The 17935-nt window shown below is 72.8% G+C and carries 19 protein-coding genes; 12 read left to right on the top strand and 7 right to left on the bottom strand.

From position 1 onward, the window contains the following. The first annotated feature begins 175 nt into the window (after positions 1–175). From AB0368_RS13385 to AB0368_RS13395, 3 genes are all read left to right on the top strand, one after another. Positions 176–1648, top strand: a complete 1473-nt coding sequence (locus AB0368_RS13385) for a glycosyltransferase family 39 protein (protein ID WP_366154103.1) — start codon at positions 176–178, stop codon at positions 1646–1648. Between the two features lie 17 nt (positions 1649–1665). Next, entirely contained in the window at positions 1666–3138 is a 1473-nt protein-coding gene (locus AB0368_RS13390) for a glycosyltransferase family 39 protein (RefSeq protein ID WP_366154104.1), read from the top strand. Positions 3139–3202: 64 nt separating this feature from the next. Beyond that, the gene (locus AB0368_RS13395; RefSeq protein WP_366154190.1) at positions 3203–3418 is read left to right on the top strand and encodes a biotin/lipoyl-binding carrier protein; all 216 of its coding nucleotides are present in this window, start codon (positions 3203–3205) and stop codon (positions 3416–3418) included. Positions 3419–3432: 14 nt separating this feature from the next. On the opposite strand, the gene AB0368_RS13400 is transcribed toward AB0368_RS13395, so the two are convergent. After that, positions 3433–5052 carry a tetratricopeptide repeat protein gene (locus tag AB0368_RS13400; RefSeq protein WP_366154105.1) on the bottom strand — a complete coding sequence of 540 codons (1620 nt, stop codon included), beginning with the start codon at positions 5050–5052 and terminating at the stop codon, positions 3433–3435. Between the two features lie 268 nt (positions 5053–5320). Between AB0368_RS13400 and AB0368_RS13405 the strand changes: the two genes are divergently transcribed. Genes AB0368_RS13405 through AB0368_RS13415 form a run of 3 tightly spaced genes read left to right on the top strand, consistent with a single transcriptional unit; the run spans position 5321 to position 8161 of the window. Beyond that, the gene (locus AB0368_RS13405; RefSeq protein WP_366154106.1) at positions 5321–6355 is read left to right on the top strand and encodes an SIS domain-containing protein; all 1035 of its coding nucleotides are present in this window, start codon (positions 5321–5323) and stop codon (positions 6353–6355) included. A 35-nt stretch (positions 6356–6390) separates the two neighbouring features. Then, positions 6391–7929: a histidine kinase N-terminal domain-containing protein gene (locus AB0368_RS13410; RefSeq protein ID WP_366154107.1), complete on the top strand. Its 1539-nt coding sequence runs from the start codon at positions 6391–6393 to the stop codon at positions 7927–7929. A 28-nt stretch (positions 7930–7957) separates the two neighbouring features. Continuing rightward, a complete protein-coding gene (locus AB0368_RS13415) occupies positions 7958–8161 on the top strand; it encodes a hypothetical protein (RefSeq protein ID WP_366154108.1) in 204 nt (67 codons plus the stop codon). A 188-nt stretch (positions 8162–8349) separates the two neighbouring features. On the opposite strand, the gene rsrA is transcribed toward AB0368_RS13415, so the two are convergent. From rsrA to AB0368_RS13440, 5 genes are all read right to left on the bottom strand, one after another. Next, positions 8350–8628 (bottom strand): mycothiol system anti-sigma-R factor, encoded by a 279-nt coding sequence (rsrA, locus tag AB0368_RS13420; RefSeq protein ID WP_366154191.1) that lies wholly within the window; start codon positions 8626–8628, stop codon positions 8350–8352. A gap of 5 nt (positions 8629–8633) precedes the next feature. Beyond that, the gene (locus AB0368_RS13425) at positions 8634–9452 is read right to left on the bottom strand and encodes a sigma-70 family RNA polymerase sigma factor (protein ID WP_366154109.1); all 819 of its coding nucleotides are present in this window, start codon (positions 9450–9452) and stop codon (positions 8634–8636) included. 69 nt (positions 9453–9521) lie between these two features. Then, positions 9522–10124, bottom strand: coding sequence for an alpha/beta family hydrolase (locus tag AB0368_RS13430; RefSeq protein WP_366154110.1), 603 nt, complete (start codon positions 10122–10124; stop codon positions 9522–9524). 11 nt (positions 10125–10135) lie between these two features. Then, positions 10136–10531: a WhiB family transcriptional regulator gene (locus tag AB0368_RS13435; protein ID WP_366154111.1), complete on the bottom strand. Its 396-nt coding sequence runs from the start codon at positions 10529–10531 to the stop codon at positions 10136–10138. Between the two features lie 234 nt (positions 10532–10765). Next, on the bottom strand, positions 10766–11464 hold the full coding sequence (locus AB0368_RS13440) for an SOS response-associated peptidase (RefSeq protein ID WP_366154112.1): 699 nt from the start codon (positions 11462–11464) through the stop codon (positions 10766–10768). A 92-nt stretch (positions 11465–11556) separates the two neighbouring features. Between AB0368_RS13440 and aroA the strand changes: the two genes are divergently transcribed. From aroA to AB0368_RS13470, 6 genes are all read left to right on the top strand, one after another. After that, a complete protein-coding gene (aroA, locus tag AB0368_RS13445) occupies positions 11557–12840 on the top strand; it encodes a 3-phosphoshikimate 1-carboxyvinyltransferase (protein ID WP_366154113.1) in 1284 nt (427 codons plus the stop codon). A gap of 2 nt (positions 12841–12842) precedes the next feature. After that, positions 12843–13895: a ribosome small subunit-dependent GTPase A gene (gene rsgA, locus AB0368_RS13450; RefSeq protein ID WP_366154192.1), complete on the top strand. Its 1053-nt coding sequence runs from the start codon at positions 12843–12845 to the stop codon at positions 13893–13895. Positions 13896–13915: 20 nt separating this feature from the next. After that, positions 13916–14722, top strand: coding sequence for a histidinol-phosphatase (hisN, locus tag AB0368_RS13455; protein WP_366154114.1), 807 nt, complete (start codon positions 13916–13918; stop codon positions 14720–14722). A 50-nt stretch (positions 14723–14772) separates the two neighbouring features. Next, positions 14773–15672 carry a hypothetical protein gene (locus tag AB0368_RS13460; protein WP_366154115.1) on the top strand — a complete coding sequence of 300 codons (900 nt, stop codon included), beginning with the start codon at positions 14773–14775 and terminating at the stop codon, positions 15670–15672. Positions 15673–15897: 225 nt separating this feature from the next. Beyond that, positions 15898–16671 carry an ATP-binding protein gene (locus tag AB0368_RS13465; protein ID WP_366154116.1) on the top strand — a complete coding sequence of 258 codons (774 nt, stop codon included), beginning with the start codon at positions 15898–15900 and terminating at the stop codon, positions 16669–16671. Positions 16672–16680: 9 nt separating this feature from the next. Continuing rightward, positions 16681–17238: a DUF5709 domain-containing protein gene (locus tag AB0368_RS13470; RefSeq protein WP_366154117.1), complete on the top strand. Its 558-nt coding sequence runs from the start codon at positions 16681–16683 to the stop codon at positions 17236–17238. Positions 17239–17251: 13 nt separating this feature from the next. Here the strand turns inward: AB0368_RS13470 and AB0368_RS13475 are convergent, their stop codons facing one another. Next, the gene (locus tag AB0368_RS13475) at positions 17252–17881 is read right to left on the bottom strand and encodes a response regulator transcription factor (protein ID WP_366154193.1); all 630 of its coding nucleotides are present in this window, start codon (positions 17879–17881) and stop codon (positions 17252–17254) included. Positions 17882–17935 lie beyond the last annotated feature (54 nt).

Below are 17935 nucleotides of genomic sequence, written 5' to 3' on the forward strand. Positions count from 1 at the left end.
ACGAAGCGGCGGTCTACTGCAGCGGTCATGCCGGTAAGCCTCTCACGGGCGGCCATTCTGGGCCAGTGCGGTCCAGATTTCGGGAGTGTGTCGGCGGCCACCCCCGGCCGGCGTTCATCTCCGCGTACCTCATTCAGGGTCTCCGATTCATGAAGGCGCGGTAGAACCGGACGTCGTGACCGTGACCTTCGTGCTCGAGGCCGACCCGAAAACCGTCGAGACGGCACATGACCGGGCATTCTGGCCGGTTCTGGTCCCGTCCGTGCTGCCGGCGCTCGCGATGGTCGTCGTCGGGGGGATCGGGCTCACCCGGCCGGCGCTGGGGTGGGACGAGCACGCCACCTGGTCGGCCGCGGAGCGCACGCCGGCGCAGATCGTCGACTTCGCCGGCACGATGGACGGCGTCATCGCGCCGTACTACCTCTTCCTGCATTTCTGGTCCGCCGCGTTCGGCGACTCGGTGGCGATGCTGCGGTTGCCCTCGCTGATCGCCGTCGTTCTGGGCGTGGGGCTGGTCGGTGAGCTGGGGCGGCGGTTGTTCGGTCCCGGTGTGGGGCTGGCGGGGGCGCTGATCGTCGCCGCCGTGCCTCAGGTGTCCCGCTATGCGCAGGAGGCACGCGCGTACGGGATCGCCTTCTTCTTCGCGGTTCTCGCCACCCTGCTGCTCTACGTGGCGCTGGGCAGACCCTCGTGGTGGCGCTTCGCCGCGTACGGGACGGCTGTGACGCTGCTGGGCTACACCCACATGATGGGGCTGCTGGTGCTGGCCGGGCACGCCGTCGCGGTGGCCGTCCGCTGGTGGGCCGGGCGCGACCGGCGGCCGGCGGTCCGCTGGCCGGTGACAGTCGCGGCCGCGATCGCGCTGGTGTCCCCGCTGATCCGGCTGGGCCTGAGCCAGCGTGGCACGCAGCTCGAGTGGATCACCCCGATGGACCTGCACCAGGTACTCATCGCGCCGGGCGTCATCTTCGGGGCGCCCACCACCGGCCTGCTGATCATCGGCCTCGCCTTCGCCGCGCGGTGGCACCAGCCGCTGCTGGTCGGCGAGATGGCCGCCCTGGCTGCGTTCCCGCCCGTCGTGCTCATCGCCGTCTCGTTCGTCACGTCGCCGCTGTGGGTGCCGCGCTACGCGCTGGTGGTGATCGTCCCGCTGGCCCTGCTCGCGGCGGTCGCGCTGCAGAGGCTGCGCCGGCGTACCGTCGCCGCCCTGTTGTTGATCGTCGCGACCGGGTTCGAGACCCATCAGCTCGTTCGCGAGCCGGACGCGCACGGCGGGATGGACTTCCGCCGGGCGGCGGCGATCGTCGCGGCCGGGCAGCAACCGGGCGACGGTGTCGTGTACGGCCGCATCGGCACCTGGTCCCTGCGCGCGGGCCTGGACTACGAGCTGCGCCACCACCCGAAGCCCGCCGACGTGCTCCTGCGCCGCTCGGCGGCCGAGGCGGGCGGCCTGGACGGGGTCGAGTGCCCGGAGCTGACCTGCTTCGACACCGCGCGGGTCTGGTACGTGGGCGCCCGCCGCGCCGGCGACCCGATGGCCGACATGGGTGACGTGCTGCGGGCCAAGTTCGCCGCGGAGTACCGGCGCACCGGCTATTGGCTTCTTCCGTTGGGCACTATCGCAACCTATGAGCGGCGCACAGCCTGAGCTGCGACTCTGGAGTTGTGCAGACGACGCTGACGCGTGCGGCACCGCCGCTGCCGGCACCCGCCGTACGCGACACGGTCCGGGTGGATCGTGTCGCCGGGCTGCTCTGCTGGCTGGCGCCGGCGATCGTCACCGCGTTCGTCGTGGCGTACCGGGCGGCGGAGCCCCAGCTGTGGCGGGACGAGCTCGCCACGTGGAGCGCGGCGACGCGGACGGTGCCGCAGATCTTCGCGCTGGGCCGGCACATCGACGGCGTCACCGTGCCGTACTACCTGCTCGAACACGTGACGATCGGCCTGTTCGGCGACTCGACGCTCGCGCTGCGACTGCCGTCGCTGCTCGCCGCCACGGCCACCGCCGCGGTCACCGGTCTGCTCGCCCGCCGGCTGTGGGACGCGCGGGCCGCACTCCTCGCCGGGCTGGTAGTCGCGGCCGTGCCGGTGGTGTCCCGCTATGCGCAGGAGGCGCGCGTCTACGCCTTCGCGGCCCTGTTCGCCGCCCTGTCGACTCTGCTGCTGCTCCGGGCCCTGGAGCTGCCGCGGCGGCGGCGCTGGCTGGCGTACGGAACAGCGGTCCTGGGTCTGGGGTGGTCGCACCAGGTCGCGCTCCTGCTGCTGCTGGGGCATGCGGTGGCGGTGGTGGCGACGAACCGGCGACTGCTGCTGCGGTGGCTGCCCGCGGCGACGTTCGCGATGGGTGGCGCGCTGCCGTTCATCCTGCTCGGCCTCGGGCAGCACGGCCGGCAGCTGAACTGGCTCTTCGCCGCGGAACCGGCCGACCTCGCGACCGTCGCCCAGACGATCTTCCTGTCCGGTGTGCTCGGCGGGGCGGTCTGCGCCCTGGCGGTGGCCACCCTCCGCGACCGTACGGCGGTGGCGTTGTTCCTCTCGGCGCTGCTGCCGGTGCTCGTCCTGTACGCCGTCGACCAGCTGGTCACACCCATGTTCGTGGGCCGCTACCTGTTCTTCGTGGTGCCCCTGTTGTGCGCCCTGGCGGGGCAGACCCTGGCGCGGCTCCGGTTGCCGCTGGGGCTGGCGGTCGTGGTGGTGCTCGCGCTGATCGGCCTTCCCGTGCAGGACGAGATCCGGCGCAGCCACTCCCCCTTCGACTACCGGCAGGCGGCGCGGGTGATCGAGGCGAACGCCCGCCCGGGGGACGGCATCGTCTACGCGCCGCGCCAGGGCTGGCAGTTCACCGACATCGCCCTGCGCTACCACCTCGGCGACGGCGTACCGCGGGACGTGCTGCTGGAGGCCGACGAGGTGGCGAACGCCTCGCTGTGGGCCACCGAGTGCGCGGACCCGGCGGCTTGCCTGCGGGGCGCGGGGCGCGTGTGGACGGTGAGCGCGGACAATTTGGAGACCGGTCGCCGGGCGGGGCTGACGGACCAGCTCACTCCCGCGGAACGGGCGGCGCTGGCGGCCGGGTACGACCAGGTGATGGAGACCCGTCTGGAGGGTTTCACCATCGCTCTCTACATCCGCCGATAGCACCCATGAGCGGACCGTGATTGGATACGGTCACCCCGACAGCGCCGACGAGGAGGACGACACCATGGCCGACGAGATCCGTGCCGAGATGGTGGCCAACGTGTGGAAGATCGTGGCCGCAACCGGCGCCGAGGTCGCGGAGGGGGACACCCTGGTGATCCTCGAGTCGATGAAGATGGAGATCCCGGTGATCGCCGAGTCCGACGGCGTGGTGCAGCAGCTCGCCGTGAACGAGGGCGACGTGGTGCAGGAAGGCGACCTCATCGCCGTCATCGGCTGAACGCGGGCGACGAATCAGCGGCCGGAGAGCCAGCGGCGCAGCCGGCCGGCCCGGCCGTTGCGCTGCCGCGGGATCAGCGGCCCGGTGTAGTTCTCCTCCGCCTTGATGATGGCCGCCGCGCGCTCGCGGACCGCCGGCGCCACGTCCGGCGTGGCGAGCGCCAGGTGCGCGAGCGACCAGGCGAGCCCGGCCGTGGCCGCGGCCTCGTCGAGGCGGCGGGCCACCAGCGCGGCCACGTCCGGCCGCGCCGACGGGTCGACCCAGGCGTAGGTGACCAGCGCGAAGAGCGCCGCCTCCGTGATCCGGTCGAGGCCACCCGTCGCCAGCTCCACCAGGAGGTGCCGGCGGGTCGAGTCGGCCCATGGCTCCTCGGTGCTGTGGTGCAGCATCCCGAGGCAGGCCCAGGCCTGCGCGCACCGGCCCCACAGGACCGGGTCGTGGGCGGCGAGGGCCCGGCCGACCTCGTCGTCCGGCGCCGGCGGCGGGTGGGCGACCAGCGCCAGCAGGTCCTCCGGTTCGACGAGCACCAGGCCCAGCGCGGCGTCGTACGCGGCCGGCGGGTGCGCCCACAGCGGGTGGGCCACCCGGTGCAGCCGCTCCACCGCCGCGGCGCTCGGCGGGTCGCACACGAAGGGCTCGCGGTCCGGGTCCGGCGGCGTGTCGACGGCTGACGGCACCCGGCTCAGCCACGGGTGGTCGGCGCAGCATTCGGCCAGGTCGGCGTGCTCGTGGGTGTCGTCGATGTGGTCGCGCTGGAAGTCGGCGAGCCGTACGAGGTGGGCCAGGTCGCCGTCGGCCCGGTAGCGCAGGCGGTAGCCGGTGTGCACCGCGCAGTCGTCCTCGGGATTCTTGGCGAGCGCCCGGTCGATCCAGTCCAGCGCGTCGTCCAGCCGCCCGTGGTCGGCGAGGGTGCCGGCGATGTCCGCATAGACGGAGAGGTCGTCGGGGTCGTACATCACCGCCCGGCGCAGGGCCGCGAGGGACTCCGGGATGCGGCCCGCGCTGCGGTACGCGTACCCGAGCCAGATCTCCGCCAGTTTCGACGGCCGCAGCCGCGCTCCCCGAGCCGCCCACTCCACCGCCTGCGTGGCCTCGCCGAGCCGGCGCGCCAGCGCCGAGCCGGCGCCGAGCAGCATGGCGTGATCGGCGTGGGCCCGCACGGCGTGCCGCACGAGCGTCAGGTACGGCCGCAGCGCCGCCTGGCCCGCCTCGGGCGCCGGATCACCGACCGCCGTGCACAGCTGCATGACGATCCGGGCGAGCAGGCCGGGCTCCATGCGGGCGCCGAGCTGGGGATCGCTGACCCACGGCACGCCCGCCCAGTCCACGTCGGGGGTGTGCCCGCTGGCCGCCGCGAGCAGGGGCAGGCCGTCCTCGGGGCGACCGGCGGCGGCGAGCAGGTGCGCCCGGGCGACCACCGTGCCGACGAAGGCGTGCTGTTCGAGCGGGAAGAGCTCGAGGCCGCCGTCCGCGCGGGCGGCCAGGTGGCTGAGCAGCTCGTGGATCTCGGGGAGGGTCGGCGCGTGCGCGATCGCGCCGGCCAGGTGATCGGCGGCGTGGTGCATCTCGCCACGCTCGAGGGCGGCACGCGCCTGCTCGAGGTCGCGATCGGCGGAGCGCCGGGGGTCGTCCATGGCCCATGCCTTCCCTCACCGCGCGCGAGGCCTGGGCGGCGACGGTGCCGGGCCTTGCGCGCGTCGATGGCACGCGGTGTGCCACCGACGCGAGCCTAGGCGACGACGCTCGATATGTCAGTCCCGTCCACCTGCGCGGTAATGCTCATTGCGTTGCGATACGACCTTGAAACGTGCAAGAATGAGCACCGTTCGAGCGAGAGTGCGCAGCATGGGAGGTCCAGTGACGGGTCCAGAGACGGGTCCAGTGACTCAGCGAGGCCAGGGCATGGCGGCCGACATCGCGGAGCAGCCGGCGGGCTACGCGCGGCTGCTCGAGGGTGAGCCGGCAGCGGCCATCGCCACGGTGGCCGCCCGGATCGCGGAGCAGCGGCCCAAGCACGTGGTCTTCGTGGGCCGCGGCACGTCCGACCACGCCGCGCTCTACGGCGCCTACCTCACCGAGATCCGCCTCGGCATCCCGGTCGGGCTTGCTTCACCCAGCGCGATCACGCTGTACGGCGCCCGCCCCGACCTGACCGGCGCGCTCGTCGTCGGCGTCAGCCAGAGCGGCGGCTCGCCCGACCTCACCGAGGTCCTGAAAGTCGCCCGGGAGAGTGGCGCCCTCACCCTCGCCGTGACCAACAACCCGGCCTCCACACTGGCCTCGACCGCGGAGCTGTCCGTCGACGTGGCCGCCGGGCACGAGCGTGCGGTCGCGGCGACCAAGACGTACACCGCCGAGCTGCTGACCCTGCTCCTGCTCGTCGAGGGCATCCGCAACGGCGACGGCATGCCGGCCGCCGACGAGCGCGCCGCGCTGGAGAAGCTGCCGCAGCTCGCCGAGGAGACACTCGGCGAGCGCGGGTCCGAGGAGCTGGCCCAGCGTTACCGGTTCGCGTCGCGGATGGTCACCACCGGCCGGGGGTACGCGTACCCGACGGCCCGCGAGACCGCGCTGAAGCTGATGGAGACCTCGTACCTCCCGGCGCTGGCCTTCTCCGGGGCGGACCTGCTGCACGGCCCGCTCGCGATGACCGACCCGGACGTCCCCGTGCTGGCCGTCGTGGGCAGCGGCCCCGGCGGCGGCTCGATGGCCGACGTGGTCACCCGCCTCGGCGAGCGCCGCGCGGACGTCGTCACCGTGGGCTCCCACGACATCCCCGGTGCGGCGGGCCGCCTGGCCGTGCCCGAGGTCGACGAGCGGTACGCCCCGCTGCTCGACATCCTCCCGCTGCAGAAGCTCGCGCTCGCGCTGGCGCTGGCCCGCGGCGAGGACCCGGACGCACCCCGCGGTTTGATGAAGGTCACCGCAACACTCTGAAACGTCGCCGCGCGTGGGCATGGCAGGCTTGGTCCGTGTCCACGCTGCGCGATCTCGCCGAAGAGCACACCGGCCTCGGCCCGGCCGACATCGACCACCTCACCCGGCTCGCGGGCGACTGGCAGCTCCTGTCCGACCTGTCCTTCGCCGACCTGCTGCTCTGGGTGCCCGTACGGGCCGAGTCCGGCAAGCCGGGCGCGTTCCTGTGCGTCGCCCAGGTGCGCCCGACCACGGCGCCGACGGCGTACCAGGACGACCAGGTCGGCAAGATCGTCGGTGGCCCGGAGGTCGCCCACCTCGACATCGCGTACGCCCAGGGCCGCATCTGGCGCGAGGGCGATCCGGTCTGGTACGGCGACACCCCGGCCCGCCACGAGGCCATCCCGGTGCGGCTGCGCGGCGAGGACGAGAACATCGAGGTCATCGCCGTCATCGGCCGCGACACCAACCTCTCCACCGCCCGTACGCCCAGCCAGCTCGAGCTCAACTACCTGACCACCGCGGACGATTTGGCGCAGATGGTGGCCGACGGCACGTTCCCGCCACCGCGGCATGTGGGCGAGCACACGTCGGCGCCCCGCGTCGGCGACGGCCTGATTCGCCTGGACGCGGGCGGCAAGGTCACCTACGCCAGCCCGAACGCGCAGTCGGCGTACCGCCGGCTCGGCTTCAACGCCCACCTCGTCGGCGAGGACCTGTCGGTGCTGTCCAGCCGGCTCGCCGCCGACCCGCTGGAGGGTACGGACGCGGCCGAGCGCATCCTCACCTCGCTGCGCGGCGAGGCACCGCCCCGCCAGGAGGTCCAGGCTCGCGGCGCCACGGTGCTCATGCGCGCCCTGCCGCTGAAGCCGGCGGGCGTGCCGATCGGCGCGCTGGTGCTGGTCCGCGACGTGACGGACGTCCGCCGCCGGGACCGGGCGCTGATGACCAAGGACGCGACCATCCGCGAGATCCACCACCGGGTCAAGAACAACCTGCAGACCGTCGCGGCCCTGCTGCGCCTGCAGGCCCGCCGGGTCGACGCCCCCGAGGCGCGGATGGCCCTCGAGGAGTCCGTACGCCGGGTCGCCTCGATCGCCCTGGTGCACGAGACCCTCTCGATGTCCAGCGACGAGGCGGTCGAGTTCGACGGCATCGTGGACCGCGTCGCGACCGCCGCCACGGAGGTCGCCGCCACCGAGATCACCGTGAAGATGCGCCGCGAGGGCACGTTCGGCGTGCTGCCCGCCGAGATCGCCACCTCGCTCGTCATGGTCCTCAACGAGCTGCTCATCAACGCGGTCGAGCACGGCTTCCCGTCCCCCGCCGAGGACGGCGAGCCGTCGGTCACCCCGTCCGGGCCGGCGGGCGAGGTGGTGGTTTCGGCGCACCGCTTCCGCAAACAGCTGCACGTGACCGTCGCGGACAACGGGCAGGGCCTGCCGGACGGCTTCGTCGCGGACGCGAGCGGGCGCCTCGGCCTGCAGATCGTCCGCGCGCTGGCGACCGGCGAGCTGCGCGGCACCATCGAGCTCCGCAACCGCGCCGGCGGCGGCACCGAGGCCGTCCTCGTGGTCCCGCTCGGCAAGCGTTAGAGCCTCCGAGGTGGGTATGCATCGGGGTATGACCGATCCGAACGACGACCTCAGCAGCGTCGCGGACCCCGGCGCGTCGGGCCCGGACGCCACGACCGAACCCGGCCAGGATGCCGGAGGCGACCTCTCCTACGACGAGGTGCACCAGGCGGACGAAGGGGGCCCCGGAGTGCCGGGCGAGTCCGCGGACAGCCCGGCGGCACAGGGAGCACCGGTCGGCCCACCCGACTGACCCACTAGGATCGGCGGGTTGGACCGCGCGACAACAGGAGAACCACATGGCCAAGAAGGCTCGCAAGAAGAAGGCCCGGAAGAAGAGCTCCGCCAACCACGGCAAGCGTCCCAACTCCTGAGCCGTGGGGTGACGACGAAGGGGCCCGCAGCATTCGCTGCGGGCCCCTTCGGTCTGTCGGGCTGTGCCTACGGCAGGTACTCGTGGCTCTCGACCTCGACCACGTACTCACTCAGCTTCAGCCGGAGCCGCTCGCGCAGCTCCCGCGGCGCGGTCTCGTCGCCGCAGCAGCGAGCGACGAGCGCCTTCACCTCGTGCTCGATGCCGTACTCGCGCAGGCAGTCGGAGCAGTCGTCGAGGTGACGCTGGATCAGCTTGCGGCGTTCGTCGCTGCACTCCAGGTCGAGATACAGGTAGACCTCGCTGATGACGACGCTGCAGTCGGTCTTGTGGTCCTCGTCGCTCACGTCGCTCACGCCTCCTGTGCGGCGGGCGTGCCGGAGCTGCGGGTGATGCCCCGGTCGATGGCGTACTGCTCCAGCAGCTTGCGCAGGTTGCGGCGGCCACGGTGCAGGCGGGACATGACGGTTCCGATGGGCGTACCCATGATGTCGGCGATCTCCTTGTACGAGAAACCCTCGACATCGGCGAGGTAGACGGCCAGGCGGAACTCCTCGGGCAGCTGCTGCAGCGCGTCCTTGATGTCGCTGTCGGGCAGCCGGTCCAGCGCCTCGGTCTCGGCCGAGCGCAGGCCCACGGACGTGTGCGACTCGCTCGACGCGAGCTGCCAGTCCGAGATCTCCTCGGTCGGCGCCTGCACGGGCTGCCGCTGCTTGCGCCGGTACGAGTTGATGTATGTGTTCGTCAGGATCCTGTACAACCACGCCTTGAGGTTGGTGCCCTCCTCGAACTGGTGGAACGCGGAGAACGCCTTGAGGAACGTCTCCTGCACCAGGTCTTCGGCGTCCGCCGGGTTGCGCGTCATGCGCAGTCCCGCGGCGTACAACTGGTCGACGAACGGCAGCGCGTCCCGCTCGAAGCGCGCTCTGCGCTCGTCGGTCCGCTCGCCGCGTCCTACCCGCTCTGTTGGCGTCACCCGCACGTCTCCCCTCGACCGCCCCGCCGAGGATACGGGTAGTGCCCCGTCAGCAGTTTCAAAAACCGCCGGTGTGCTCACGCTCACCGATGGGGGGACAAGCGCCGGTGACACCGCGGGCCATACGGGTGAATGCAGGAGCTGCTGCACCCTGCGCACCTGTAGGCCGTCGCGCTCGGCGAATCCGGCTCGCACCTCAACTACCCCTTCCGACGTACTGCCTTCCGGGTGGTGTAACCGCAACTTGCATGTCCGCATTCCGACTTACCGCGCCCAGTGGTGCCGGCGCAACCACTCGGCCACGACCGCGGCGGTGCCGGGCAGGTCGCGGCGGAGGTCGTGGACGGCTCCCGGGCGTACGGCGACCTCCACGGCGCCGGTGGCCCCGGGCGTGCCGAACGGGTCGCGGTCACCGTTGACGACCAGCGTCGGCAGGGCGGCCGGCAGCTCGTCCGCCCGGCTGCGTTCCGGCTTGCCCGGTGGATGCAGCGGGAAGGCCAGCGCCAGGACGCCGGCGGCACCGAGCGCCGAGGCGGTGCGGCAGGCGACCCGGGCCCCGCTGGAGCGGCCGCCGACGATCAACGGCAGGTCGTCGTCGCGGACCTCGCCCACGACGGCGGTCCACGCCTCGTCGAGGTGGCCGGCGGGTGCCGGCGCGCGGCGGCCGGCGACCCGGTAGGGCTGGGTCACCAGAACCACCCGTACCCCGCCGGCGACGGCGGCGTCGCGCACGGCGGTCAGGTCGGGCGCGTCGACGTCACCCCCGGCGCCGTGGCCGAGCACCAGCATGCTGACGGGCGGGCCGGCGGGGTCCACGACCTGGACCCGCGCCGTTCCCCGCGGTGTGTCGAACTCGAAGCTGCGCACAGCTCCTATGGTTACCGGCTGACCGGCTCCAGGGTGAGCAGGCGGCGATCTTCCTCGTCCGGCCCGTCGTCGACCGGGTCGCCGTCCGGCTGGACCCGCTCGCGCCAGGCGATGAGCATCGCGCGCCGTTCCCGCGGCGTGGTGCCGCCCCAGACCCCGTGACAGTCGCCCACCTGGAGCGCCCACGCGAGGCACGGCCCCTTGACGTCGCAGCTCCCGCAGAGCGTCACAGCGCCCTCGGTGGGCTCGTTCGGAGCCGGGAAAAAGGTTTCCGGATCGACGCTGCGGCAGGCGCCGCGGGTCCGCCAGGCCTCGTCGGACCTGCGTTCCCGGATCGCCCCGAGAAGCCTCGGGTCACGCCTTGCGATGGCGACTTCGTGTGGACGCGGCATACGAGCACGTGTCATCAGCCCACCTCCCCCGTGGGTACCGGTAAAGCCGTGGCGACGCGTCCGCACCGTGCGCACCGTCACCACATCCGGCGCTGGTTTCTATCGCACGGAGGAAGATCAGAACAAGGGTCTTGTCTATCTCGAAACACAATTGCCAGTGAGAAATGCCGGCAATAAGGGCAAAGATCCCTCACGTTTTGCCGGGAACCGGCAATTCGGGCGCCCTTTTCGATCTTCAATTGTGACCCGTCAGAACAGGGTCGCCGCCTTCTCGAGAGCCGCTTCGGGGGCCGCTTCGGGGGTCGTCAGTTGCGGACCGTTGTGGCGCACGTTGCCGACGTCCGGGCGTACCGCGCGCACCTCGATCGCCTCCAGCGCGGCCTCGGACAGGGGGCGCAGTAGGTCGCCAGGGTCGCCGCCGCCGGCCAGCCACGGCTCCCAGCGCTCCCCCGGCAGGATCAGCGGCATGCGGTCGTGCACCGCCTTCAGCCCGCCGAGCGCGGCCGTGGTCAGCACGCTGCAGGTCAGCGTCTCGCCGCGCCACATCGTCCAGATGCCCGCGAAGGCCAGGACCGACGAGTCGAGCGGGGTCATGTAATACGCCTGGCGCTGCTTGTCGGTGCGCACCCACTCGTACCAGCCGTCGGCCGGGACCAGGCAGCGGCGGCGCTCGAAGGACGCCGCGAACGCCGGGGAGGTGGCCACGGTCTCGGACCGGGCGTTGATCATGCGAACGCCGGCGCGCAGATCGGTGGCCCACGGCGGCACCAGACCCCAGCGGGCGGTGTCCACCACGCGCGCCTCGTGGCGCTGCGACATGCGGATCAGCGGCACCGGGTCGGTCGGTGCGACGTTCCAGCTGGCGGCGGGCGCCTCGGCCACGGCAACGGCGTCGAAGAGCTCGCCGAGGTCGGCCTCGCTCTTCGTCGTCGCGTATCGCCCGCACATGCTCCCAGACCCTACGCCCGGGCCGATGCGCTCGCTGACCCGTCTGGCCGTACCGAAGCAAAGTCCCCGAAAGGGCACGGCAGAATGGTGCCGTGACCGCAGAAGCCCGGCCGTGGACCGCGCCCCTCGCCCAGGGACCCGTGGCCGCCACCGTGCGGCTGCCCGGCTCCAAATCGATGACGGCGCGCGCCCTGGTGCTCAGCGCCCTCGCGGACGGTCCCTCCCGGATCCAGCGGCCGTTGCGCGCCCGCGACACCACGCTGATGGCCGACGGGCTGCGGGCGCTCGGTACGGCGATCGACACGTCCGGGCCCGACGCCTGGGCAATCGAGCCACGGCCCCTGCGCGGTCCGGCCACGGTGGACGTGGGCCTGGCCGGCACCGTCATGCGGTTCGCGCCGCCGGTGGCCGCGCTCGCCGACGGTACGGTCACCTTCGACGGCGACCCGCACGCCCGCAACCGCCCCCTGCGCCCGATCGTGGAGGCGCTGCGGTCCCTCGGCGCCGACATCGACGCCTCGCCCAGCGGCGGCCTCCCGCTCGTCGTGCGCGGCACCGGCGCGCTCGAGGGCGGCACGGCGGTCATCGACGCCTCGGGCTCCAGCCAGTTCGTGTCCGGCCTGTTGTTGTCGGCCGCCCGCTGCACCAAGGGCCTCGTGCTGCGCCACGACGGGCCGCCCGTGCCGTCGGCGCCGCACCTGCGGATGACCACGCACATGCTGCGGGCCGCCGGAGCCGTCGTCGACGACAGCGCCCCCGACGTCTGGACCGTCGAGCCGGGCCCGCTGAGCGGGCAGAGCTGGCAGATCGAGCCCGACCTCTCCGGCGCGGCGCCGTTCTTCGCGGCCGCCGTGGTCACCGGCGGCACGGTGACGCTGGCGGGCTGGCCGCGCGACAGCTGGCAGCCGGTCGGCGTGCTCGGCGGCCTGCTCACCGAGCTCGGCGCCGACGTGAGCCAGGGCGACGACGGGCTCACCGTGCGCGGCACCGGCCGGCTGAAGGGCATCGACGCCGACCTGTCCGAGGTCAGCGAGCTCACCCCGGTCGTCGCGGCGCTGGCCGCGCTCGCCGGCTCGCCGTCGTCGCTGCACGGTGTCGCGCACATTCGCGGCCACGAGACCGACCGCATCGCCGCCCTCGCCCGCGAGCTGGACAAGGTGGGCGCCGGGGTCGTCGAGCACCCCGACGGGCTCGACATCACCCCCGGCCCGCTGCGCGCGGCCACCTTCGAGACGTACGCGGACCACCGCATGGCCCACGCCGCCGCCGTGATCGGCCTCGCCGTGGAGGGCATCACCCTGACCGACGTAGCGTGTACGTCCAAGACCCTGCCCGAGTTCCCCGAACTCTGGGCCGGCCTGGTGACGGGGGGCTGACGCTGCCGGCGCGCAAACGGGAGTACGACGAGGACGACGTCCGGATCCGTCCGGGCAGATCGTCGCGCCCGCGTACCCGCACCCGGCCCAAGCACGAGGACGCCATCGACGCGCTCGTGATCACCGTCGACCGCGGCCGCTACGGCTGCGTGCGTGAGGACGCCGAGAGCGAGGCCGAGATCATCACGGCGATGCGCGCCCGCGAGCTGGGCCGCAAGTCCGTCGTCGTGGGCGACCGGGTCGCGCTGGTCGGCGACGTCTCCGGGGACCCGGGTGCGCTGGCCCGCATCGTGCGGATCACCGAGCGCACCTCGGTGCTGCGCCGTACGGCGGACGACGACGACACGACGCCCGAGGGCCGGCTGGAGCGGGTCGTCGTGGCCAACGCCGATCAGCTGGTGATCGTGAGCGCGCTGGCCGACCCGCCGCCGCGTACGGGCTTCATCGACCGGTGCCTGGTCGCCGCGTACGACGCCGGGGTCGAGCCGCTGCTGTGCCTCACCAAGGCCGACCTCGCCGGGCCCGCCCAGGTGCTCGACTACTACGCCGAGCTCGACCTGCCGTACGTCCTGGTCCAGCCGGACAGCGACCTCGCCGAGCTGCGCGAGCACCTCGCCGACCGCATCTCCGTGATGGTCGGGCACTCGGGTGTCGGCAAGTCCACGCTGGTGAACCGGCTGGTCCCGGACGCGCTGCGGGCGGTCGGCGTGGTCAGCGCGGTGGGCAAGGGCCGGCACACCTCGACCAGCGCGGTCGCGCTGCGCCTGCCGCGGGTCCGCAAGAAGGGCGACCCGGGCTGGATCATCGACACGCCCGGGATCCGGAGCTTCGGCCTGGCTCACGTGAGCGCCGAGAGCCTGCTGCACGGCTTCCCCGACCTCGTCGAGGGCACGGTCGATTGCCCGCCCAACTGCGGCCACACAGCGGCCGACCTCAACTGTGCCCTGGATGCCTGGGTCACGGCGGGCAAGGCCGATCAGCGGCGGCTGGCGTCGTACCGGAGGCTTCTCAGCAGCCGCGCCGGCGAGCTGGACGTCCGCGACCAGCCTCAGTGACGATCGGCTAGTTTGCCCGCATGGCTTCTTATGCCGACGACCTCGCGCTCGCCCACCTGCTCGCCGACACCGCCGACTCCATCTCCACGGCCCGGTTCCGGGCCCTCGACCTGCACGTCGAGTCCAAGCCGGACCTCACCCCGGTCTCGGACGCCGACACCGCCGTCGAGCAGGCGATCCGGGCGACGCTGGCCCGCGCCCGCCCGCGCGACGGCGTCATCGGCGAGGAGTTCGGCAGCTCGACCGCGCCGGCCGGGGCGGGGAACCGGCACTGGGTGATCGACCCGATCGACGGCACCAAGAACTTCATCCGCGGCGTGCCGGTGTGGGGCACGCTCATCGCGCTCATGGATGGCGAGCGGCCGGTCGCCGGGCTGGTGTCCGCCCCGGCGCTGGGCCGCCGCTGGTGGGGCGCGCTCGGGCACGGCGCGTACGCGGGCAAGCACCAGCGGGCCGCCACCAGGATCTCGGTCTCCGGCGTCCGCAAGCTCGGCGACGCCAGCTTCTGCTACTCGAGCCTGTCCGGCTGGGAGGAGGCCGGCTACCTCGAGCCCGTGCTCGACCTCATGCGGGCCACCTGGCGCAGCCGGGCCTACGGGGACTTCTACGGCTACATGCTGCTGGCCGAGGGCGCGCTGGACGTCATGGTCGAGCCCGAGCTTTCGCTGTGGGACGTCGCCGCGCTGATCCCGATCGTCACCGAGGCCGGCGGCGCCTTCACCGACCTGGCCGGGCAGCGGGCGCCGGGCGACGGCAGCGCCATCGCCACGAACGGCCACCTGCACGAGGAGATCCTGGGCCGGCTGGCGCGCGGCCGGGCGGCCTGACGGGCCGTTCGACCTCCGGACGCCTCGGAAGCTGGTCTATCCTCGCTCAGGTGATGTCCGCGGGCTGGCTCTTCCTCGCTGCGATGATCGCCGCGTACGGGGTGGCGAACCTGCTCCAGTCCATGGCGGCGACGCGCACCAGCGTCCATCACACCTTCGATCCTCAGCTGCTCGTGCGACTCGCCTGTCACCGTACGTATCTGCTCGGGCTGTTCTGTCAGGTCCTGGGCTTCGTCCTCGCGTTCCTGGCGCGCCGGGACCTGCCGTTGTTCCTCGTGCAGGCGAGCGTGGCGGCGGGCCTCGGCGTCACGGCGATCCTCGGCGTCGTGGTGCTGAAGTGGACCCTGCCGGTCGCCGAGGTGGCGCTGCTCGCGGTGCTGCTCGGCGGCATCACCGCGCTGGTTCTGTCGGCCCAGCCGGCGCATTCCCGCCAGCTCGGGACCGCGGGGGTGATCGGCCTGGCGGTCGCGGTCGGGGTGATCGCCGTGCTCGGCTTCTTCGCGGTACGGCTGCACGGCGCGATGGGATCCGTCGCGCTCGGCTCGCTGGCGGGCATCGCGTTCTCGGCGGCGGCGATCGCGGCCCGTCCGCTGGCGGTCGAGCAGTCCGTCGGGGGTTTCTGCACCGACCCGCTGCTCTATCTGCTGATCGCCCATTCCATCGTCGGTCAGCTCCTGCTCGGCCTGGCGATGCAGCGCGGGTCGACCACCGCCGCGGTCGCCGCGATGGACGCCGCCGGGGCGGTGCCGGCCGCCGTCGTCGGCCTGCTGCTGCTCGGCGACCGGATCCAGCCCGGGCGCGAGTGGCTGGCCGCGGCCGGCTTCGTCGTCACGCTCGCCGCGGTGATCGCCTTGACCAGGTACGCCGAGCCGCAGCACCACCACGCGACCGCCCGGCCGCCGTCCGGCAGGCGTGCCGAGCGCACCCGCCTCCACCCGGCCGCCCGTTGAGATCTGTGCATGAGCCGCAGCGCGTGGGGTACATCGAGCGCATGACCATGCTTCGCTTATGCACCAAATACCGCAAATCACCCTAAAGTACCGAGAGCTCGCGGAATGCGAAAGCCGTACGCGTTGTGCACCATGAGGGTAATTCACGACCCACCTCGAGCTGCACATGCGGAGGTGGAGGCACCCAAGTCCCCACCGTCGTGAATTATCCTCATTGGAGTGATCATGCCGAGCGAGGTCCAACACCTGGTCGACGGCGGACAGGCCTACCCGGTCGTCCGGCTGGCCGGGGTGCTCGACGCCGACTCCGGCCCCGCCGTGCGCTCCGCCCTGCTCGAGGTTCTCGCCGGACAGCCGGAGGCGCTCGTCGTCGACGTCCGCGACCTGGCCGTGGGACGCCCGGAGGCGGTGGCCGTGCTGCAGGACGTCGCCCGGGAAACCTCGGACTGGCCCTGCGCCCACCTGGCCCTCTGCGCCACCGGCGACACCACGCCGTGGCACGACACGGGCCTGCCGATCTGGCCCACCACCGACGAGGCGTTCGCGGCGCTCGGCGCGCCGGCCCCCGAGCACTTCCTGACGGCCGCCCTGGAGCCGGTCATGGGCGCGGCCCGGCGCTCCCGGGAGCTGGTCACCGAGGCGTGCGCCCGCTGGGAGCTGGCCCACATGGCCGGCCCGGCATGCATCGTCGTCACCGAGATGGTCAACAACGTGATCGCTCACGCCCGTACGGCGATGACGGTCCTCCTGGGCCTGCACGGCGGCCGGATGACCGTGGCCGTCCGCGACCGCTCCCCCCACCTGCCCCGCTTCTCCGGCGACCCCGTGCCGGTCACCTCGTACGGGGGCCGCGGCCTGCTCCTGATCGACTCGGTGGCGAACAACTGGGGCAGCCTGGCGGTCCCCGACGGCAAGGTCGTGTGGGCGTCTCTGAACGGCACCGACGAGCAGGCCGACGATGTGCCCTGCACAGGCATGGCCGGCCACACCCGGGGGTAAGCAGCGGGTATGCGAGACGACGACTTCCCGACCGAGGTCTCCGACCCGGAGGCGTCCGGCCTGCCCGACACCGCGGACGACGATTCGAACGCGTACGACGAGGTGGACAGCCCCCGCTGGTCCGACGGCCCCGACCCGGCGGCGCTTCCCGGCGTCGGCCCGGGTGGCTCCAACCGCTTCGGCGACACGGCGGAGGAGCAGCGCGAGGGCGAATCGCTCGACCACCGCCTGCGCCAGGAGGAGCCCGACGTCGGCGCCGAGGACCCGCTCCCGCCGCGCCGCGACCCGTACGACGAGACCGTCGACGACCCGGAGCAGCGCCGCCTGGACGCGGACGTCTGGGGCGAGAGCCCGACCTCGGACCCGAACTCCCCGGTCTCCCTCTACGACGACGGCCAGCTCGACGACGACTCCCCGCGGCCGGTGGGCCGCCTCGTGGAGCCGGATGAGGGCTACGGCACCGACGACGAGCCGGACAGCGTCGCCTACGACGCGGGCTCGGCCGGCGGCGGCCCCTCGGCCGAGGAAGCCGCCATGCACCAGACCAACGCGCCCAACTACAGGTGAGGGAGGGCCTGGCTCAGTCCAGGCCCTTTTCTATCGCGTAGCGGGTGAGTTCGACGCGGTTGTGCAGTTGGAGCTTGCCCAGGGTGTTTTGGACGTGGTTCTGCACGGTCCGGTGGCTGAGCACCAGCCGCTCGGCGATCTGCCTGTAGGACAAGCCCTTGGCCACCAGCCGGAGCACCTCGGTCTCCCGCTCGGTCAGCTTCGGCGCCATCCCGTCGTCTCCCGCGGGCTCGACCGCGAGCCGCCGGAACTCGCCCAGGACCAGCCCCGCGAGCCCCGGCGTGAAGACCGTGTCCCCCGCCGCGGTCCGCCCCACCGCGTCCAGGAACTCCGCCTGCCCCGCCGACTTCAGCAGGTAACCGGACGCCCCCGCCTTCACCGCGTCGAGGACGCTCTGTTGCTCCCCGCTGGCCGACAGCATCAGCACCCGTACGCCCGGCACGGCCGACAGGAGCCCGTTGATGACTTCCACGCCGGAGATGTCCGGCAGTTGGAGGTCGAGGACCACCACGTCGGGCCGGGCGGCGCCGGCGATGCGGACCGCCTGCCGACCCTCGCCGGTGGTCGCGACCACCTCGTAGCCGGCCGCCGCCAGGTCACGCGCCACGCCGTCGCGCCACATCGGGTGGTCGTCCACCACCATCACCCTGATCGCCACGCGATCACCCTACGACGAGCAGTGAGCGCCGCGGGCGCC

Origin of the sequence: Actinoplanes sp. NPDC051475, from assembly GCF_040689425.1 — a bacterium.
Lineage (GTDB): Bacteria > Actinomycetota > Actinomycetes > Mycobacteriales > Micromonosporaceae > Actinoplanes.